Annotated in this window: 17 protein-coding genes, 1 tRNA gene and 1 pseudogene; 9 read left to right on the top strand and 10 right to left on the bottom strand. The window is 52.3% G+C overall.

Annotated elements, in window-relative coordinates; genetic code table 11:
- Nucleotides 1-54: 54 nt before the first annotated feature.
- The 4 genes from E2566_RS05090 to trmB form a co-directional block, all read right to left on the bottom strand.
- A complete protein-coding gene (locus E2566_RS05090) occupies nt 55-3,108 on the bottom strand; it encodes an autotransporter serine protease (RefSeq protein ID WP_240618605.1) in 3,054 nt (1,017 codons plus the stop codon).
- Nucleotides 3,109-3,419: 311 nt separating this feature from the next.
- A complete protein-coding gene (locus E2566_RS05085; protein WP_107168132.1) occupies nt 3,420-4,133 on the bottom strand; it encodes a YggN family protein in 714 nt (237 codons plus the stop codon).
- Between the two features lie 114 nt (nt 4,134-4,247).
- Nucleotides 4,248-4,592: a YggL family protein gene (locus E2566_RS05080; RefSeq protein ID WP_107168133.1), complete on the bottom strand. Its 345-nt coding sequence runs from the start codon at nt 4,590-4,592 to the stop codon at nt 4,248-4,250.
- A gap of 1 nt (nt 4,593) precedes the next feature.
- A complete protein-coding gene (gene trmB / locus E2566_RS05075) occupies nt 4,594-5,313 on the bottom strand; it encodes a tRNA (guanosine(46)-N7)-methyltransferase TrmB (RefSeq protein ID WP_010282849.1) in 720 nt (239 codons plus the stop codon).
- 165 nt (nt 5,314-5,478) lie between these two features.
- On the opposite strand from trmB, the gene mutY reads away from it, so the two are divergent.
- The 4 genes and pseudogenes from mutY to E2566_RS21785 all read left to right on the top strand — a co-directional run.
- Nucleotides 5,479-6,585, top strand: a complete 1,107-nt coding sequence (mutY, locus tag E2566_RS05070; protein WP_107168134.1) for an A/G-specific adenine glycosylase — start codon at nt 5,479-5,481, stop codon at nt 6,583-6,585.
- Nucleotides 6,582-6,854: an oxidative damage protection protein gene (locus tag E2566_RS05065; protein WP_005975842.1), complete on the top strand. Its 273-nt coding sequence runs from the start codon at nt 6,582-6,584 to the stop codon at nt 6,852-6,854. Before mutY ends, E2566_RS05065 begins: the two co-directional genes overlap by 4 nt.
- A 52-nt stretch (nt 6,855-6,906) precedes the next feature.
- The gene (mltC, locus tag E2566_RS05060; protein WP_010282844.1) at nt 6,907-7,980 is read left to right on the top strand and encodes a membrane-bound lytic murein transglycosylase MltC; all 1,074 of its coding nucleotides are present in this window, start codon (nt 6,907-6,909) and stop codon (nt 7,978-7,980) included.
- Between the two features lie 77 nt (nt 7,981-8,057).
- Nucleotides 8,058-8,207 (top strand): annotated as a pseudogene (locus tag E2566_RS21785) (helix-turn-helix domain-containing protein); the annotation flags it as partial.
- Here the strand turns inward: E2566_RS21785 and E2566_RS05050 are convergent.
- Nucleotides 8,170-9,213: an alpha/beta hydrolase family protein gene (locus E2566_RS05050; RefSeq protein WP_107168135.1), complete on the bottom strand. Its 1,044-nt coding sequence runs from the start codon at nt 9,211-9,213 to the stop codon at nt 8,170-8,172. The pseudogene E2566_RS21785 and the gene E2566_RS05050 sit on opposite strands and share 38 nt — an antisense overlap.
- Nucleotides 9,214-9,770: 557 nt before the next feature.
- Here E2566_RS05050 and E2566_RS05045 point away from each other — a divergent pair.
- Nucleotides 9,771-10,181, top strand: a complete 411-nt coding sequence (locus E2566_RS05045; RefSeq protein ID WP_107168136.1) for a DUF2628 domain-containing protein — start codon at nt 9,771-9,773, stop codon at nt 10,179-10,181.
- Nucleotides 10,182-10,303: 122 nt separating this feature from the next.
- Here the strand turns inward: E2566_RS05045 and E2566_RS05040 are convergent, their stop codons facing one another.
- Nucleotides 10,304-11,137 carry a phosphoenolpyruvate hydrolase family protein gene (locus E2566_RS05040; RefSeq protein WP_014914381.1) on the bottom strand — a complete coding sequence of 278 codons (834 nt, stop codon included), beginning with the start codon at nt 11,135-11,137 and terminating at the stop codon, nt 10,304-10,306.
- A gap of 13 nt (nt 11,138-11,150) precedes the next feature.
- Nucleotides 11,151-12,374: a Tm-1-like ATP-binding domain-containing protein gene (locus tag E2566_RS05035; RefSeq protein WP_107168137.1), complete on the bottom strand. Its 1,224-nt coding sequence runs from the start codon at nt 12,372-12,374 to the stop codon at nt 11,151-11,153.
- 288 nt (nt 12,375-12,662) lie between these two features.
- On the opposite strand from E2566_RS05035, the gene E2566_RS05030 reads away from it, so the two are divergent.
- Both E2566_RS05030 and E2566_RS05025 read left to right on the top strand, forming a co-directional pair.
- On the top strand, nt 12,663-13,292 hold the full coding sequence (locus E2566_RS05030; RefSeq protein ID WP_107168138.1) for a TetR/AcrR family transcriptional regulator: 630 nt from the start codon (nt 12,663-12,665) through the stop codon (nt 13,290-13,292).
- 79 nt (nt 13,293-13,371) lie between these two features.
- Nucleotides 13,372-14,112, top strand: coding sequence for an SDR family oxidoreductase (locus E2566_RS05025; RefSeq protein WP_107168139.1), 741 nt, complete (start codon nt 13,372-13,374; stop codon nt 14,110-14,112).
- On the opposite strand, the gene E2566_RS05020 is transcribed toward E2566_RS05025, so the two are convergent.
- Entirely contained in the window at nt 14,079-14,309 is a 231-nt protein-coding gene (locus E2566_RS05020; protein ID WP_133169845.1) for a hypothetical protein, read from the bottom strand. The two genes, E2566_RS05025 and E2566_RS05020, sit on opposite strands and share 34 nt — an antisense overlap.
- 101 nt (nt 14,310-14,410) lie before the next feature.
- Between E2566_RS05020 and ansP the strand changes: the two genes are divergently transcribed.
- On the top strand, nt 14,411-15,862 hold the full coding sequence (ansP, locus tag E2566_RS05015; RefSeq protein WP_107168140.1) for an L-asparagine permease: 1,452 nt from the start codon (nt 14,411-14,413) through the stop codon (nt 15,860-15,862).
- A gap of 60 nt (nt 15,863-15,922) precedes the next feature.
- Here ansP and E2566_RS05010 read toward each other — a convergent pair whose 3' ends face one another.
- The gene (locus tag E2566_RS05010) at nt 15,923-18,076 is read right to left on the bottom strand and encodes an ornithine decarboxylase (protein ID WP_107168141.1); all 2,154 of its coding nucleotides are present in this window, start codon (nt 18,074-18,076) and stop codon (nt 15,923-15,925) included.
- Nucleotides 18,077-18,751: 675 nt separating this feature from the next.
- On the opposite strand from E2566_RS05010, the gene E2566_RS05005 reads away from it, so the two are divergent.
- A tRNA-Phe gene (locus tag E2566_RS05005) sits at nt 18,752-18,827 on the top strand.
- A 233-nt stretch (nt 18,828-19,060) separates the two neighbouring features.
- On the opposite strand, the gene E2566_RS05000 is transcribed toward E2566_RS05005, so the two are convergent.
- The gene (locus E2566_RS05000; protein WP_012822465.1) at nt 19,061-20,035 is read right to left on the bottom strand and encodes a tyrosine-type recombinase/integrase; all 975 of its coding nucleotides are present in this window, start codon (nt 20,033-20,035) and stop codon (nt 19,061-19,063) included.
- Between the last annotated feature and the right edge of the window lie 38 nt (nt 20,036-20,073).

Here is a 20,073-nt window from a genome sequence, read left to right as displayed (position 1 = left end):
CTACAGTAATCCCACCCGACCTTTCACTCGTCGAGTGGGATTACTAACTTCACGTCAAAATGTGAAGCCAAACTGCATTTTCGCACTGTTTTCGCTCATTTTATCGCTCACTACGCCTTGGTAGCCCAGCAACAGCGTCGTATTCGATTTTATCGCCAACGTGACGCCTGCCTGCAATAGCAGCGCATCACGATCGTCAGCCGCAGAGCGGATCGTATAAGCGTCGCCACCTTGCACAAAACTCAGCCGCGTCTGAGTACGGTCCGACGTCAGACGTCGCTGGTAGCCCGCATCGGCATAGAGCCGGACAGACGAGAGAGAAGACCAGCGCGCTTCGCCGCGTAATCCCAGCGTTGAGTACCCCGCCCCACTCCCCTGACGTTCCCAGCGCAGTGCAGCGGCGCTGCCATGTTCCTGCCCACCCGCGAGATCGAGCCAGGCATACGAGAGATTGCCATAAGGTTCAATGCTTAGGCTGTCATTGAACGCAAATCGATGACTTCCTTCTGCAAATCCCTGAACAAGGTGCGCATGATAATCCGCCTGAGCGCGGCTCGTGAGTCCGGGCACCTGAATGTCTCGCTCGCTGCCCATGTCCAGATAGCTGTAGACCAGACCGGATCGCCATGCGATGCCGCTATAGCTCGTTCCCCAATAGCTGCCAACGTGATAAGCCGTCACATCGTTACTGGCGGCACGTGCATCGGTTTTGATCTTGCTTTTCTCTGCACCGACGACGACCCCCAGCGTGCTGCTTTCACCGACTGGGCTACCGTTACCGATTAAGAAGCCATAGCCGCTGTGGTTAACACGTGAGGATTCAGCGGTCTCCTCGAACTTCCCCTTGTTCGCCCACGTACTCAACCAAAGCGACTGTGCATTTTCGTCGTGCAGTGCGCTGTTGATCGCGTCTCGCACGTACCGGCTACGCTGGAGCAATGCGGCACGCGAGGCGGCGTAGATCTCGCCATCGAGGTTATCAAATGCAGCCCGTGCGGCCCCTTCACTGCGGCTGTTCGCGATAGCAGAGAAAACCGACCCACTATTCTGGCTCTCGATCGTCTGCGCAACGGCGCGTTGATTACGACTGGTGGCCACGTCGTTAAAGGCGCGATTATTACGCACCACGTCCAGATAAGCCTGTTTGTTGCTATAGCTCAGCGTGTCTTGCAGGAAAGGCTGAGTTGAGTTAGACGTTAATCCATCAAAGCTGCCACTCAGGGCGCCACCGACATTCAACAGGGTAAACCGATCGCCTAATGACTGTGAAGGCGCATCCAGCACCACGGTGCCCGCCAGTGTCGCATCCTGCGTGACATTCAGGCCATCGGCGTTACCCTGCTCATCAACCTCATAGTGATAAAGACTGCCGGGCTGAAACACCACATTACCCACCGTTAATGTGCCAACGGATGCGCCGGGTGAAAGCGTTGAGCCGTTCTCAAGCGTGACGGTGCCGGCAATTTTGCCATGCCCGCCTAGCGTCGCTGAAGATTGCACCCAGACATCCCCTGCCAAACTGCCGCTCCCCTGCGCCACTCTGCCCACCACGACGCTGCCGCCTTCGACAATGGTCGGCCCGAGATAGGTATTATTGCCCGTTAGATAAAGCGCCCCTGCGCCCTGTTTGCGTAAACCAACATCCAACTGATACAGAGCACTCCCGCTGGTCGTATTTTTCACCTGAGCGATATCATTGCTCCAGGTGCTGGAATAGCCTTGCGTATCAACCCCGTAGATCGCGTAGTTACCGTTAAACGTTCCACTGCTGAGATCGCTATTGCTTAGCCTCTGGGCATTCAATGCGCCCGGCCCCTGCACCGCTTTATACGCATTAACCATCCCCTGACCAAATAGTGACTGGTAATCATCCGTCGTAAGCACATTGATATTTTGCGCGCTGGCGCGGGCTCGAATCGCGCTGCGCACCTGTTCATCCGTAAGATTATCGAAGAACGCATCCTCTCTGACCCGCGCCAGAAGTACGGTCATTTCCTCATCGCTAAACGTGACGGCATTACCCGTCGCGTAAACATTGAGTTCACTACTGAGATAGTTTTGATGGTCATCGTAATTCTTGTGGATGAGCAACACCGCACGCGGGGTGTTACTCCCCGTGAGCGGCGTCGCCGTAGACAAAAGAATATCGGCTAGCTGCTTACCGTTCAGATACGGAAACGCCTCAGACGTCAGCGCGGCAACGCCCGAAACATAGGGTGTCGCAAATGATGTACCGCTGAATGTATCAGTCGTGTTGGCATCTCTGGTAGAAACAATGTTCACGCCCGGCGCAAGCAGCGTGTACGCGGACGATCCCAATCCCAGATTGCTGAATGATGCAATAAACGCGGCGCTGGAAGGACGTTGGGAAGGATCGTAAGCCACGACATTTAGCCAGTTATTGGCAATTGTATTCTCAATGCCATAGGCATCTAGCAGCGTTGGCAACCCAGAGATAATAGACGGCGTCAGATGGCCTTCGTTTCCGGCAGCAAACACCGTTAACTGCCCTAGTCTTGCCATCTCCGCACCAATCACCATGTTATTGTTGATGATGCCGTCCAGCAATTCAATCTGACGATCGGCGCTGAACGTCTGCACCGTGTCGTTAAATATTCGGTATCCCCAGCTATTATTGACGATCTTGATATCTGGACGGTCGAGCACGTTAAGCTGGGCGTTAACCAAGGTATCCGATGAAAAAGTGGTTCCTAACGGCAGTAGCGTCGCCTGATACGCGATGCCGTGAATACCGCTATCGTTTTTCGCCGCACCAATGACACCCGCCACCGCGTAGCCATGAAATGCCCCATTCCATGGCGATGAGATCCACCCCGCGCCCGCATCCACTCGTCCGGTAAATTCATCACCGCTCAGTTCGCCGGTAGCATCAATGACCGCAACGCTCACTCCTTTGCCCGAAAAGCCGAGACTGTAAGCCTCTGCCGCGTTGATCGAATCCAGCGCAGCACCATTACGCGCATACTCCGCCGTACGAAAATTATCCGCTCCCCATAACGTTACAGGACAAAACAGCAGTAACCCCATCGCAAGCACACGGTAACGAGCACCATCACAACCACCTTTCACACTGGCATGACGCGACATCACCGTGATACATATTTCATTGTTTTTAAATGAATTACTTTTAAAGAAATGGTTGTTAAAAGGATTATTTTTGAAAGGATGGATTTTCCACATCGAGAGCATTAACGACACCCTGTTCGAACATAAATGTGATTGTCACTCTATGTTACTAGTACAAATAGTCATAACGTATGAAAGTAACAAGCAATGAATTTCATGAGGCATTCGGTTACAGGTAAAGCGGTCAGACCGAAAAGGAAAATACGGGGAAGGTGAGAGGAAAAGGACGATCAAAAAACGGGCCTCAGCCCGTTTCCTTAAGCGACGCCAGTTTACTTCAGCGTCTGCAACAGACTCTTGCGCTGGTTTTCCAGCGATGTGACGCGGCTACATACGTCATTGCCGAAACGCTGGAACTCCAGTTCCTGATTGTTCCACTCAGCCTGAATCGCTTTCTGCAAACCGCCAAGGTTGCCCATCATCGCCTGTAGCGGATTGCTGCCGCTGGACATCTGTTTCACGCCCATTTCGTTCAGGCTGTCCTGCAAGACGCCGCCCATGCTTTGCTGCACGATCTGCTTGCCATCTTGCTCAACCTGCTTAATCGCCTGATGGTGGAACGTCAAACCGTCGTTGCGATGTTCGATAATTCGGTTCATCTGCTGCTTGAGCTGTTTATCCAGCGTAGTCAGACGGTTGCGCACATTGCTGTCGCTGCCAAGCTCCTGCACGATGACGTTATCCAGCGCGACCCGCGCTTTTTCAAGATGCTGCTGCGCGCCCTGATCGATCCACGGCAGCTGCTGGCGTAAATCCGCCTGATAGGTTTTGGCCTTTTGGCGCTGTTCGGCATTCAGGGTCAGCGGCGTACCGTTACGGACAATATCGCCCTGCGGAGAAAGCTGTAAATTACCACTGGCACCCACGACCTGTACGTGCTGCGGACTGATAATAATGTCGTCCTGCGGGTTCACGTTGCACTGGTAAGCCGCCTGCGCTTGCCAGGACAGCAACATCAATAAACCCAAGGTCATTTTACGCGACATATTTTCTCCTGAAGAAAACAACGGCAGTGGCGAGAAAGCGGCAATGCGCCCTTTGATGAGGCAGATAACGCCTGAGCCAAAATCAGCTCAGGCATACCTTGATAAGACCAAGGATTACAGTAGGTGTTCTGGCAGATCCCACCAGATATCGAACAGATTGCTAACTTTTACGTCCGTCAGTTTCTGTTCTTCCAACCAGCGACTAACCAGCTGGCGATGCTCTTCGGTGCAGTGACCGATCTTTTGCAGGCAGATCAGACCTTCCCAGTGCAAATAACCGCTGCCTTCAAATGCCAGCCCTTGTGGTTCAATGACGTCGTCGACGAACTTATCCATCAGCTTATCGATGTCTTCCACGCTAGTGCCTTCTGGAAAGCGGAAGTTGACCGAAAAACCTAACTCCTGAAACTCATCGATATGAAGCTTTTTACGTAAACGACGGCTACGAGCTTGTGCCATTTTATTTTATCCTCTCAAACATCAGATCCCACACGCCATGCCCCAAACGCTGGCCGCGCGCTTCAAATTTCGTCAGCGGACGGGACTCCGGCCGCTCAACGTACTCATTATTATTGGAAAGATTACGGTACTCGGTGACAGAGGTCATCACTTCGAGCATATGTTGCGCATAAGGTTCCCAGTCTGTTGCCATATGGAACACGCCGCCGACTTTCAGCTTACTCCGTACCAGTTGGACAAAAGGTACCTGGACGATACGGCGTTTATTATGGCGGGCTTTATGCCACGGGTCTGGGAAGAAGAGTTGAACCATAGACAGCGAGCCATCCGGGATCATATTCATCAGCACTTCGACAGCATCGTGACACATGACGCGCAGATTGCTGATTCCCGCCTCCTGTGCGGCAGCGAGACACGCCCCCACGCCCGGCAGGTGAACTTCGATGCCGAGGAAATTCTGCTCAGGATGCTGTGCCGCCATCGTCACCAGCGAGGCACCCATCCCAAAACCAATTTCCAGCACTACTGGCGCGTCACGACCAAATAGCGCGTTAAAATCGACCAGCTCGGTCTGATATTCCACGCCCATCACCGGCCAGTAGTTATCCAGCGCCAGCTGTTGCCCGTTCGTCAAACGCCCCTGACGGCGGACAAAACTGCGGATACGACGCATCGGGCGCCCATTTTCATCAAATTCCGGTGAAATGACGTTGTTAATCATAAAGAGTGCTTACTTGCTGTCCGATTTCATTAAGGAAACGCGCATTATGCAAGGATACCGTGGTTTAGCAAGCCCACTGCCTCGGAAAGTTCCGGTTTACAGCACATTCACTCTGTGCTGGAATCGCTATCAAACTTTTTACCTGCCGGATAGTGACCCCATTTTATGATGCAAGCGCAACAGTTCGCCCATCAGGTGCTGGACTGGTATCAACGCTATGGCCGCAAAACCCTGCCGTGGCAGCTTGAGAAAACTCCCTATAAAGTATGGCTATCCGAAGTGATGTTGCAACAAACGCAGGTCACCACGGTTATTCCCTATTTCCAACGCTTTATGGAACGCTTTCCGAACGTAAACGCACTGGCGGCAGCGCCGCTGGACGAAGTGCTCCACTTGTGGACCGGGCTGGGCTACTACGCCCGCGCGCGCAACCTGCACAAAGCGGCACAGACCATCGTGTCACGTCACGGCGGCGAGTTCCCCACCACCTTTGATGAAGTCGCTGCGTTACCGGGCGTCGGACGATCCACCGCGGGCGCAGTGTTGTCGCTCGCTCTCGGCCAGCATTATCCCATTCTCGACGGTAACGTGAAGCGCGTGCTGGCACGCTGCTACGCCATTGACGGCTGGCCGGGCAAGAAAGAGGTCGAAAAGAAACTGTGGGCACGGAGTGAAGACGTCACGCCAGCCGAGGGCGTCAGCCAGTTTAATCAGGCGATGATGGATCTCGGTGCGATGGTCTGCACCCGCAGTCGCCCCAAGTGCGAGCTGTGCCCGCTGAACACCGGCTGCATTGCCTACGCCAACCATAGCTGGGCGCAATACCCCGGCAAGAAACCGAAGCAGACGCTGCCGGAGAAAACCGGCTGGTTCCTGCTGATGCAACAGGGTTCTCAGGTCTGGCTGCAACAGCGCCCTGCCGTCGGCCTGTGGGGCGGGCTATTTTGCTTCCCACAGTTCAGCGAACGTCGGGAATTGGAACTCTGGCTGCAACAACGCGGTCTGAATCCTGATGGATTGCAACAGCTTGTCGCGTTTCGCCATACATTTAGCCATTTTCATCTGGATATCGTCCCGCTTTGGCTGGACGTATCGCAGACCGACCGCTCACAAAACCGGTCCTGCATGGATGACGGTGCAGGTCTCTGGTATAACTTAGCGCAGCCGCCGTCTGTCGGACTGGCCGCCCCGGTAGAACGCTTGCTGAGGGAGTTGGCTCACCCGCAGTCAACACATTTGAAAGCCTGCGAAATTGATGAGGAAGAAGCATGAGCAGAACGATTTTTTGTACTTTTTTACAACGCGACGCCGAAGGGCAGGATTTCCAGCTCTACCCCGGCGATCTGGGCAAGCGCATCTATAACGAAATTTCCAAAGAAGCCTGGGCGCAGTGGCAAACCAAGCAAACCATGCTGATCAACGAGAAAAAACTCAGCATGATGAATGTTGACGACCGTAAGCTGCTGGAACAGGAAATGATCAAATTCCTGTTTGAAGGGAAGGACGTACACATCGAAGGCTATACGCCTCCGAGCCACTGAGATTGCGGGCTTTCGGGCCCGCTTACGTCCCCATTCCGACACGGCTTGTTATATGAAGAAAATGTTAGCTCTGCTGGTGATTGCACCACTGCTGGTTTCCTGTTCAGGAAACAAAGGGAATGCCAACGACGAAGAGTTTCTCAAGGATACCAACGCCTTCGATATTTTGATGGGCCAGTTCGCCAACAACATCGAAAATATCTGGGGGATGAATGAAGTACTGATCGCCGGCCCGAAAGACTACGTCAAATACACCGATCAATATAAGACGCGTAGCCACATCAACTTTGATGCCGGTTCAATCACGATCGAAACCATTTCGGCCACCAATTCCGTTGCCAGCCTGCGCCAGGCGATTATCACTACCCTGCTGATGGGCGATGACGCCAGTAACACCGATCTGTATTCCGACGCTAACGATATCCAAATCAGCCGCGAACCGCTGCTGTACGGACAGGTGTTGGATAACACTGGACAGCCGATCCGCTGGGAAGGTCGTGCCGCCAGCTTTGCGGATTACCTGCTCCAGAACCGTCTGCAAAAACGCACCTCCGGTATGCACGTTATCTGGTCGGTCACGATGCAGCTTGTCCCTAACCATCTGGACAAACGTGCGCACAAATACCTGCCGCTGGTGCGTAAAGCCTCCGAGCGTTACGGCATTGAAGAGTCGCTGATTCTGGCGATTATGCAGACAGAATCGAGCTTCAACCCTTACGCCGTCAGCCGTTCCGATGCACTAGGCCTGATGCAGGTGGTACAGCACAGCGCAGGACGCGATGTCTTCAAGATGAAAGGGAAATGGGGACAGCCAAGCCGCAGCTATCTGTTCGATCCAGAACAAAATATCGACGCGGGTACCGCCTATCTGTCGATTCTGAAGAACAGCTATCTGGCCGGCATTGAGAACCCGACGTCGAAACGCTATGCCGTCATCACCGCGTATAACGGTGGCGCAGGCAGCGTGTTGCGCGTCTTCTCCAGCGACCGAGATCGCGCTGTAGGCATTATCAACAACATGTCACCGAGCGATGTCTACCAAACGCTGACGACGAAGCACCCGTCTGGTGAATCTCGCCGCTACTTGTATAAAGTGAACACGGCGCAGAAAAATTATCGTCGCTAATTCACCTGCTCCACAGAACGCCGCGCTACCGGGTTTATTCCGGCAGCGCGGCGACTATCATTACCGCATTCAACCTTGTCATGCTGGCCTGCGGGTTTCAGACTAAATCAAACTTCAACCGAGAGTTTTTGCGGTTAACGGGTGTCAGTCCCAGCGTCTGGCGTAGTCAGTACCCACTTCAGGAACAGACTACGGCTTCCGCCACGCTGCCTGAAGAAAATCGCTGACATCCTTCCCAACTTCCTGATGGATCTGCTCACGTGAGCGTTCACCGCCGTCGAGACAAATCATGCCATCTCCTGGGTTTTCGGCGTTGATGATCTCAACAGCCCCCGGTTTACAAGGCTGCATGAAGCTAAAATGCGTTGCGTCGGCAATTTCTTTATACGCAGAATGCGCTGGCGACAGCTTCTGCACCAGATCGTAGGATTCCAGCCTGGCGGGTAATTCCTCATTGGGATAACCCGCCGCCATAATCAAGATAGGAATGTTTATCGCCGCCAGACTCTCTGCGGTAAACCCTCTCGCCAGCCCCATATCCAATGAAACCACCGCGCTGATGCGTGGATCTGCGAGTGATTGATCAAGCTGCGCGCGCGATGGGGCACTTTTTGCGACCCGCATCTTTTCATACACCTTGCAGGACGCCAGCCCAACGTGTGTCAGACAGTCCCGTTCAAATTGATCTGTGCTGAAACGTCCACCTGCAAGTTCAAGCACCGTCCATCCTCCCAGCGAGTGACCGACAGCAGCAATGCGCTTCGCATCAACCTGTCCCGTTTTTTCTGGCGTGATAAGTAATGCCGTAATAACGCGGCTAATGTCCTTAGGCCGTTGCCACAATTCCTGAGCGTTCTCCACCCGCATATCTTTAGTTGTCGTTCCTGGATGATTAGGCGCGGCAACAATATAACCTTGCTTGACTAAGGCTTGTGCCAGCCAGAGCTGATTAAACCAACTCCCACCGTAACCGTGTGAAACCACAATTAAGGGATGCTCACCAGATTCAGGCACAGCATTTTTGCTCACTGCAATACCGTGAAATACAGGGTTCTCACCAATTATCTCGGTCTGTTGTGATAACGACGCTGGGTAAAATAGGGCGACATCTAGAGGCCTATTATTCACCTCATCAGCCAGCCTTATTTGTTGAAATCCAATCCCCACATCAGCCATAACAGTAAAACTGAGTAGTAAGCCTGTTACGAATCCTATCGTGATGCGCCATGTCATAGCTATTTCTCCGAAGTGTCTGCTCTGTGAAAAATAGCATGTATAACAATGTTTTTCTTACCCACGCGACCTAAAACGCTATTTAGTCCCTCTTTTTTCGCTTGTGCATCAACAGAAAAGCTCGATAGAAGAATCAAAACCGATAATAAACGCTCGATTAACGCCAATAAACATCCCTATTCCTTGCTATTGCACGAATAAAGCGAGTAAAAGCAGACATTAGGCACAATATTAAATTTTACTTAACTCAATAAATTATCCCGTATTAATTAAAAAAATAAGAATAATTAATTATGAAAATGAACTCATAGCAACGAGTAAAATTAACCGCATCGTCGATTAGCTCTACGCCTAATGTGATTAATGTGGCAATAATGATATAAGGTTAGCGCGCTATTAATCATTAAATTAAATTGCCACTATGCGGTATAAAAAAATCATTAAAGGAAAACATTACAAAAAAACGCCACAGTGGCGATAAGGAAATCCAGCCAGTAAAATCGCTACCGAAATTATTTACAGCAATATTATTCACAAGACTAAATAAGGGATCGGTTATGGAAAACACCGTAGGGAAGCAATACTCAAAAAAATGGCAAACCCGTTTCGCGTTTTATAATGAGTTTGGTGGGCCTAAGTCGCCAGCCTTCAAGGATGGATTTAAAAATGCAACATTTGGCACCAAAATGCTGCTGAACTTCAACTTCATCGCGTTCTTTTTTAGCATCATTTATTTCTTTGTGCTGGGACTCTGGCGTAAAAACCTGACGTTATTTGGCATCTCCGTTGCCGTTGGTGCGGTTTTTGCGTGTCTTGAGGTATTTGCCAACATCCCACTTCCCGAATATACGGACAACGCAGTCAGATTCGGTCTCAGTTTAATGTGGGCATCAACGGCTAACTACGCCTACTACCTGAAGGAAACTCAGGACAGCAAAAGCTGGAACCCGTTTGAAGGCATGTTCTAACCTTCGTTCACAAAAAAACTACGGCCAGCATGTGCTGGCCGCATTCCCTGATATTGACGCAAAATTTACCTGCCTTCTTCCTGCTTTAGGACGTCGGCTAGGTATAGAGCCAAAAAAGTCTGTTAACGCTTAATTTTTTTAAATTGCTGTGTAGTAGCAGTTAACGCGGTTTCTGTCGGCAGCCGCTCCATAGAGCTGGCACCGTAAAAACCATCGCACTGCGGGCAGTGATCCATAATGAACTGTGCGTCCTGCGGTGTTGAAATCGGTCCGCCGTGGCACAACACAATCACATCCTTACGGATGGATTTCGCTTCATCCGCCCAGTGATTAATCAACGGCACGCAATCTGCCAGATTAAGTGCGGTTTCCGCCCCAATGTTGCCGCCGGTGGTTAACCCCATGTGCGGCACAATAATATCCGCCCCCGCTTTCGTCATCGCGACGGCATCTGCCGCACTGAACACGTAAGGCGTGGTCAGCATGTCTTTTTCATGCGCCAGACGAATCATGTCCACTTCCAGCGCATATCCCATACCGGTTTCTTCCAGATTGGCGCGGAAATTACCGTCAATCAGCCCAACGGTTGGGAAGTTCTGCACGCCAGAAAAACCCAGCGCTTTCAGGTCGTCCAGGAACTTATCAAACTGACAGAAAGGATCGGTTCCGTTTACACCCGCCAGCACCGGCGTGTGCTTCACAACAGGCAGCACCTCTTTCGCCATATCCACAACAATCTCATTCGCATTGCCGTAAGCCAACAGGCCAGCCAGCGAACCTCGTCCCGCCATGCGATAGCGTCCGGAGTTGTAGATCACGATCAGATCGATACCGCCCGCTTCTTCACATTTCGCGGAAAGGCCTGTTCCTGCACCACCGCCGATAATCGGTTCGCGGCGCGCGATCATTTCGCGGAATTTTGCCAGCAGTTCCTGACGATTCATGCCTGACTTCATACTTTTTCCCTTCTTATTTCACTAATTCCCGAAACGCATCAACAGCGGCATGGGCAAATAAAGGATCGTTAATATGGAAAGGCAGACGAATAATCTGTCGTCTTGCCGTTTGCTGCACGACGCTCTCCAGCGTGCTGATAAACGCGTCGCGTGCTTCCGGGTGCCAGAATGCTTGTTCCGGTGCATCCAGCGCGGAGAAGCCGCCTTCCGGAATCAGGAAGCGTACCTCGCCTTCACAGCGGTTCAGCTTCTCCCCAATCCAGCGCGCCATCGCGATATTTTCATCTATCGTCGTCCGCATCAGGGTGACCTGCGCGTTGTGGTTGTAGAACAGGCGATGCGCGTATTTCTCCGGCACGCTGGCGGGAGAACCAAAATTCACCATATCCAGCGCGCCGCAGGACGCCACATAAGGCACTTGCGTCTTGGCTATCGCATCAAACCGTTCCGGCCCGCAGGCCAGCACACCATCAAACAGTAAATCGCACACCTCAGTCGTGGTGAGATCGAGCACGCCAGTGAGCAAATGGCTGTCCACCAGCTTTTCCATCGCTTTCCCACCGCTGCCCGTCGCGTGAAAGACCAGACAGTCAAACTCCGCTTCCAGCAATGCACTGGCTTCCTGAATGCACGGCGTAGTGACACCGAACATGGTCAGGCCAATCGCGGGCTTATCGTCATGATGTTCCTGAATATGAAACTTCACGGCGCCGGCGATCTGGTGCGCGGCGTTGCCAAGAACCTGACGAGAAATGCGGTTCAGACCCGCCACATCGGTAACGGAATACATCATGCTGATATCGCTGGCACCGATATAACCGGAGATATCGCCGGAGGCCATCGTCGAGACCATCAGCTTCGGCATACCAATCGGTAACGCCTGCATCGCGGGCGTAATCAGCGCGGTTCCGCCGGAGCCACCGAGACCCAGCACCCCGGCAATATCATCGCGGGACAGCATGAAGTGCTCAAACGCAACGGCCATGGCGCTAATCGCCTGACCTCTGTCATGGCAAAACACCGCCGATGCGCCCTGCGGATGGTAAGAGGCCACCGTTGCGGCGCTGATATCTGTCGCCTCTGACACGCGTGTATCTGCTGACGGCGGTGTCGTCGACAGGTCGACCGTGACGGTTTTTAAGCCCGTAGCGGCAATCAGATCGCGGACGTAAATCTGTTCTTTTCCTTTAGTATCAGCGGTACTTGCAATATAAACGCTGCCAACTTTACTTCCCACTTGGTATCCCTCCCACCGTTAGCGAAACAATTAACAGATTGATATAAATAACAATTACAAGAAACCAAAAACAGATAAGATTAATTTGTCGCCATATTGAGACTTGAGTATCAGAAAGACAAACCATTAAACACCCAAATGAGACAAAAGTCTCAAAATGTTATGTATGGCATTACATTAACAGTAAGAAAGCTTGACGTGGCACAAGAATCACTCAATTTGCTATAGTTCAGACGATAACGCCGTGCTGCCCGATAGCGTCCGGCCCGAAAATTCAATGAGGTCTATGTGATTGAACGGGATGAAAAACTGACATCAACACGGGCGAAAACCCGTCGTTTACTGATCGATACCGCTATGAATATGTTCGACCAGGGCATATTCCCTTCCATTACCGATGTTGCCGCTGCGGCTCAGCTTTCACGCGCGACGGCCTACCGCTATTTTCCGACGCAAAGTGCGTTAGTTTCTGCCGTTGTCGGCGAAAGTCTTGGCCCGATTTTGGCGTGGCACCCAACACAGCCGGACGCCAGTGAACGCGTTGCCGAACTGCTACGTTTTGCTTATCCAAGGATGCTGGAACATGAAGGCGCGCTGCGAGCAGCCTTGCATCTTTCGCTTCAACAGTGGGCCGATCGCCGTTCCAATCGACTGCATACCGATACGCTGACGCGCGGCAATCGCAAACGCCTACTCAAGATTGCTACCGAACCGCTGGAAGGAAAAATCACGCCGGAAGCACAGCAGCGGGTGATTTATGCCTTATCACTCATTTACGGTTCTGAGGTTTTTCTGGTGCTGAAAGATATCTGGCATCTGGAAGAAGACAGCATTCAGGATGTCACGCAGTGGGTCGCCAAAGCTATTTTGCGACAGGCGGAAGAAGACGCCGCGCAGGCCAATTCACCCAAAACCTGATGAACATATTCATGCTGCATCCGGCCGCGTGGCCGGATGCGCAGCAATGGAAGAACACTCGTTACCAAGGGAACACATGATGCTGAAAGGTAAACGCGCAATTGTCACTGGCGGTGGTCGCGACTTTGGGCAAGCAGTCTCCGTCTGGCTGGCTCGCGAAGGGGTGAAGGTCAATCTCTGTGCCCGCAAACTGGCTGATGCACAGGCCAGCATCGACATCATTCATCAGGAAGGCGGCACAGCACGCGCGTATCAGTGCGATATTGCCAACCCTGATTCGGTCAGGGATTTTTCCGCACTGCTGCTGGAAGACAACACGCCCGTCGATATTCTAGTCCTCAGCGCCGCACAATGGCTGGAAGGCGCATTGGGGGAAGAAGACACCGATGCGGATATCGTCAGCACCATCAACTCCGGCCTGACCGGTTCTATCCTACTCACCAAAGCGCTATTGCCAAGCTTACGCCGTTCACAAGGTGCCGACATTCTGGCGATGGTTTCCGTCTGCGGCATCCCGCAGTTCCACGACTCTATCGCCCACCCCGCCTTCTTCGCCGCCAAGCACGGCATGAGCGGTTTTAGCCAGAATCTGGCGCATTATGTCGCGCAGGAAAACATTCGCGTGACGGGGTTTTATCCGCCAGATTTTGAGGTCACCAGCCTTGATGACAATCCCACTAGCGGAGAAAAAATGGGCGAACATTTGCTGAATGCCCGCTCGATATGGGAAGCCATGCGTTTTGTGCTTACGCAACCGCGTAGTTGCCATATCAACGCCATCCATTTTCAAGGGCCAACGCGCGCGGATATCAGCGCGTAAGTCATCGCCTTTTTGCTTTTCCCGTCCCAGTCTTGATCGCCTAACTGGGGCGGTAGTGTTTCCCGCCTAGTACCCCGTCCCCACACCATCACGCTCTGACACACTTTCCCTTTATCCATTTTTTGCCACAGCACACAGGAAAAGGTAGCATCGCTGCCGTTGTTTTCTGCCATGCGGCGGACAGAAATGTCCGACATAAAAAAACGCCACAGGAAAAAACATAACCAGTTGAATTAGAAATAATAATAGCGAACGCGTCGCCAAGAGATGCGTGATAGACAGGAAAACACGGACATCAATGACACAACATTCCTCCCCTCATGGCGAGCGTCATGCCGCCGAGCAACGTCTCCACGAAAAGGGTTATCACCAAAGCCTCGGCAATCGCCATGTGCAGATGATCGCCATTGGCGGTTCCATCGGCACCGGGCTGTTTCTTGGTGCAGGTGCGCGTCTGCAAATGGCAGGGCCAGCGCTGGCGTTGGTCTATCTGGTTTGCGGTATCTTCTCTTTTTTCATCCTGCGCGCGCTGGGTGAACTGATCGTTCATCGCCCCACCAGCGGCAGCTTCGTATCGTACTCGCGTGAGTTTCTGGGTGAAAAGGCCTCCTACGTGGCAGGCTGGATGTACTTCCTCAACTGGGCGATGACCGGGATTGTCGACATCACCGCCGTCGCACTCTATATGCACTACTGGGGCACCTTTGCCGATGTGCCGCAGTGGCTATTCGCACTAGGTGCGCTATCCATCGTCACGCTGATGAACCTGATTGGCGTGAAGTGGTTTGCCGAAATGGAGTTCTGGTTCGCACTAATTAAGGTCGCGGCTATCGCCATTTTTCTGGTGGTCGGCACGGTCTATCTCGGCACGGGCAGCCCGCTGGATGGCAACACGCCCGGCCTGCACCTGATTACCGATAACGGCGGCCTGTTCCCGCACGGCATTCTTCCCGCGCTGGTGCTGGTTCAGGGGGTGATATTTGCCTTTGCCGGTATCGAGATCATCGGCACCACCGCAGGCGAATGTAAGAACCCAGAGCAGGTGCTGCCGAAAGCGGTCAATAGCGTCATCTGGCGCATTGGTCTGTTCTACGTCGGCTCCGTCGCGCTGTTGGTCTGCCTGCTGCCGTGGAACGCGTATCAGGCCGGACAAAGCCCGTTTGTGACGTTCTTCAGCAAGCTGGGCGTGCCCTATATCGGGACGATCATGAATATCGTGGTACTGTCCGCTGCGCTGTCCAGCCTGAATTCCGGCCTGTACTCGACGGGACGCATCTTGCGCTCGCTGTCGCTGGGTGGTTCGGCTCCCGCTTTCCTGTCGAAAATGAGCAACCAGTCCGTGCCCTATACCGGTATTTTAGTCACGGTCGGCATCCACATTATCGGCGTGGTACTGAACTACGTGGTTCCGTCGCAGGTGTTCGAGATTGTCCTGAATATCGCCTCGCTCGGCATTATCTGCTCCTGGGCATTCATCATTCTGTGTCAGATGCAGTTGCGCAAAGCGATTCGTCAGGGGAAAGCCAAACCGGTTGCCTTCAGAATGCCCGGTGCGCCGGTAACATCATGGCTGACGCTGGCTTTTCTGGTAAGCGTGCTGGGATTGATGGCGTTTGATTACCCGAACGGCACGTGGACGATTGCGACAGTTCCGGTGCTGGCGATCATGCTAATCATCGGCTGGCGCGGGCTGAAAAAGCAGCGAGAAGCGGTGAAACTCGCCAACCAGCAGGAATCCAGCCTGCGTTAAGATAGAAAAAACTCAGGCTCGTTTCCGAGCCTGAGTGTCTTAGCTTATAGGTATTCGTAATTACTGTTCTACTACGTAACCGTACAGGCGCTTGCTGCCATCTTCTTCAGCAACGCTGTAAACGCCCTGCAATTCCGGCGAGAAGCCCGGCAGCAGGTTAATGCCCGCTTCCAACGCCAGAAAATAGCGCTGTACCGCCCCGCCCCAGGTTTCCCCCGGCACGACACACAGCACGCCCGGTGGATACGGCAACGCCCCTTCCGCCGCGATACGCCCTTCCGCTTCATCGATAGGAATCAGCTCGATATTCCCGCGTACAAATTCCCTGTTGGCATCCTGCGGCAACATCACCACGGACGGAAATTCGGTTTTGCGGAACATCGCTTTTTGCAAATCTTTCACGTTGTGCTGAGCGTAAAAATCATGCATTTCCTGACACAGCCGACGCAGCCGGTAACCGCGATAGCGCTCTTTGTATTTCTGATACAGGCTGGGCAGTACTTCACTCAGCGGCGCATCGCGGGCAATCAACGTCTCGAAATGCACCAGCGCATTCACCAGCTCCTGCATTTTTGCCGCGTCTTCCGCTGGCGTTAGCAGGAACAGGATCGAGTTCATGTCGCATTTTTCAGGGATGATGCCGTGCTCGCGCAGGTAGTTGGCAAGGATCGTCGCCGGAATACCAAATTCGGTATAATCGCCGCTAACCGCATCAATACCCGGCGTCGTCAGCAATAACTTGCAGGGATCGATAAAGTACTGATCCTCTGCATACCCTTCGAACGCATGCCATTTCTCGCCCGGTTCAAAGTTGAAGAAACGCACGTCCTGCGCGATCGTTTCCGTATCGTGATCCTGCCAGAGCGCACCACCCACCGTCACAGGCACGAACGGCTTGATGAGCGAACAACGCGTCAGCAGTTGCTTACGCGCTTCAATGCCCAGCTTCACGCAGTCCATCCACATACGACGCCCGCTTGCTCCTTCGTGCATTTTGGCATTGACGTCTAGCGCGGCGAACAGCGGATAAAACGGACTGGTCGAGGCATGCAGCATAAAGGCGTTATTCAGCTGTTTGTGGTTACAGAAACGACGTTGCCCTTTGATGTGCGTATCTTTTTTGTGGATCTGCGAGGTCTGGGAGAAGCCCGCCTGCTGCTTATGCACCGACTGGGTGACGAAAATGCCCGGATCGTTCTCATTCAGATCCAGCAACAGCGGCGAGCACTGCTCCATCATCGGGATAAACTGCTCGTAGCCCACCCAGGCGGAGTCAAACAGAATGTAATCACACAGGTGCCCGATGCTATCGACGACCTGACGCGCATTATAAATGGTGCCATCATAGGTGCCGAGCTGGATGACGGCCAAACGGAACGGACGCGGCTCGTTGGCGCGCTCCGGCGCGACTTCCGCAATCAGCTTGCGCAGATAAGCTTCATCAAAACAGTGCGCATCCACGCCGCCGATAAAGCCAAACGGATTGCGCACAGTTTCCAGATAGACCGGCGTCGCGCCCGCCTGAATCAGCGCACCGTGGTGGTTGGATTTATGGTTGTTACGATCAAACAGCACCAGATCGCCGCGCGCCAGCAACGCATTCGTCACCACTTTGTTCGCAGAGGAGGTGCCGTTCAACACAAAATAGGTTTTATCGGCGTTAAACACGCGTGCAGCGTGCTTCTGCGCCTTCTTCGCCGCCCCTTCATGGATCAGCAAATCACCCAACTTGACGTCCGCGTTACAGATATCCGAACGGAACACATTCTCACCGTAAAACTCAAAAAACTGACGTCCCGCCGGGTGCTTGCGAAAGAACTGACCGCCCTGATGCCCCGGACAGGCAAACGTCGTGTTTTTCATGTTGACGTACTTGGTCAGCGTATCGAAAAACGGCGGCAACAACGCATCCTGATAAGCCTTCGCCGCACGTTCCAACACGTTCGCGTGCTCGCCGTCGTCATCGAGAACCAGCCATTCGCTGCCCGCCGGCAGAACATCCAGCTCTTTATCTTCATCAGGCTCTTCGACAAACGCCGGAATGCTAAAACCGGTGTGCTGCAATATCGACAGAATGCCGCTACGGGCTTCCTCAATAGAAACCACGACCGCCGCCACATCCGTGAAGTCAGTCTGACTCAACGCGACAATCTCGCGCGTTGTGGTTAAACGGGTGGCAACCGCTGCATTCGCCGCAATTTTTAACTGTTTCATGTAACCAAACCCAAACGGTTAAAGGTAAGTGTACGTGCCTGGAAGACACCGTTCAGGGATAACAATCCCGACCAATCACAATGCCAATCAATAACGACAAGCGTATGATCCCTACAGGTAAACTGTAGGCTAAGAATGGAAAAACTGGAGCCAGCACCATCCGATAGACATCAGTAAAAGCAGAGGCGTACTCTATTTTTACTCATGCCTAACAGCGAGCGAACGAACGCCTCACCGCATGGTGAAGGAGGATAATCGACGGGGAGAAAAGTAAACCGCGCAGCAGTGATAAGAAGAAACGCACAGCGACGTCATCAACGAACTGGCGCGAGCATGCGACACCATGAGCAATGAATCTGACATATCGGCGATCCTCTTTAGCTAACGCTAACTACGCTTAAAGGGGCGTTCAGGTGAACGAGACGTTAAAAACCGCGCAATAGTGGCATTATTCTTCATCAAATTCAACAATCCAGCCCGCACTCAAGGTGGTAAAAAGTGCAACGAAACATGCCGCGCGAATCAGGAATAAACGTTACCACGCTAAGCGTGCTGAAAGGATCGCCAGAAACTGGCTAGCAAATAATACAATTGCCTGAAAATAGCGCAGGCGCTCCGCTTTGTGACAGAAACCCGTTGACGCCACGCGGCCAATACGGTTTAATGCGCCCCGTTGCCCGGATAGCTCAGTCGGTAGAGCAGAGGATTGAAAATCCTCGTGTCCTTGGTTCGATTCCGAGTCCGGGCACCACTTCTTCAGAGCCTGTTCGTTAAGAGATGAGATCCTTAACGGGCATGAAAAAAGTACCCGAGTCGTCTTCATGTAGATGGTTAGAGCATTTACATCGTGGATTGAACATACGGGACTTAAGAACCAGAGGCATTTACTAGATGCCTCTGGTTTCTCTCGTCTTTCCGAAACGGATTTTTACAGTGCCACGGTGGTTATGTCAATCTTGTGTAAAGAAAATTACGAGATTTTCATCATACTGTGCCGGCAACGCGCACACTTTTCCTGCTAAATTCCTGCTCCAGCGCATTCCTGACAATATCCATGTTCCCTTCCACATATTCCAGCGTCACGCTGACATTCGAGTGTCCCAGTAGCGTCTGAACAATTTTGAGATTACGATCCGGTGATTTCATCATCTCAGTGGCGATCGTATGCCTGAATCGGTGTGGGCTTATCGTGCAACGGCATTCCACTGACAGTCGACGAAAAAAAGCCCGCATTGGTGGAGGATCCATGTTTTTGGATACATTGCTTTTCCGTCCTTTAAACAGATGAACGTTGAAAAGTTGATCCCCCATGTTCGCATCCTGATTAAGCGCGGCATGATAAAGTCGCTCCAGGCGTGGCCTGAGTAACGTCGTGATTGGGACGATATGCTCTTTATGATTTTTGGAAGCCTCTGGCCGCAGATTTATCCAGCCCTCATCCAGATTAACGTCTTCCAGACGAATGTGTAGCAGCTGGTTTTGCCGCATGCCCGTATAGCGCAGCGTATCGATGACTGTCAGCCAGAACCAGGCTGGGCGTAGTGCACTTCGGAAATCACAATCCTCAAACTCTTTTTCTTCTCTGGCTTCCATCACCAAATAGATTTTTCGGATCTGTTCTTCTGATAGCGTTTTTTTACGCTTAACATCAGGTCTGGCTACCACACTGTTAAAGGGATTCTCTTTCATTTGCACAAAATCATATTTCATTGCGTGATTAAAAATGGCACGCATGTGAGCTACCCGGTTATTCCATGTGATAGTAGAGAGCTGGCGCTCATTCAACAGATGTCTCCGCCAACTGAGCACCGTATGACGATCTACATCAGCCGGTAGAACCTTCTCTCCCGTGAATCTTAAAAAAAGATTCAGTACTTTCTTGTAGCTTATTTCGGTTGCAGGTCGTAAAGGCTTACTAAAAAAGTAATCCTGAATGATATCTTCATAGGTTACAGTCATTACCTTATTTCCTTATAAAAACTAATTTAAAATTAAAA

Origin of the sequence: Pectobacterium punjabense (assembly GCF_012427845.1) — a bacterium.
Classification (GTDB): domain Bacteria; phylum Pseudomonadota; class Gammaproteobacteria; order Enterobacterales; family Enterobacteriaceae; genus Pectobacterium; species Pectobacterium punjabense.
The sequence above is the reverse complement of the archived record's forward strand: the minus strand, read 5'-3'. Positions and strand labels throughout refer to the sequence as shown.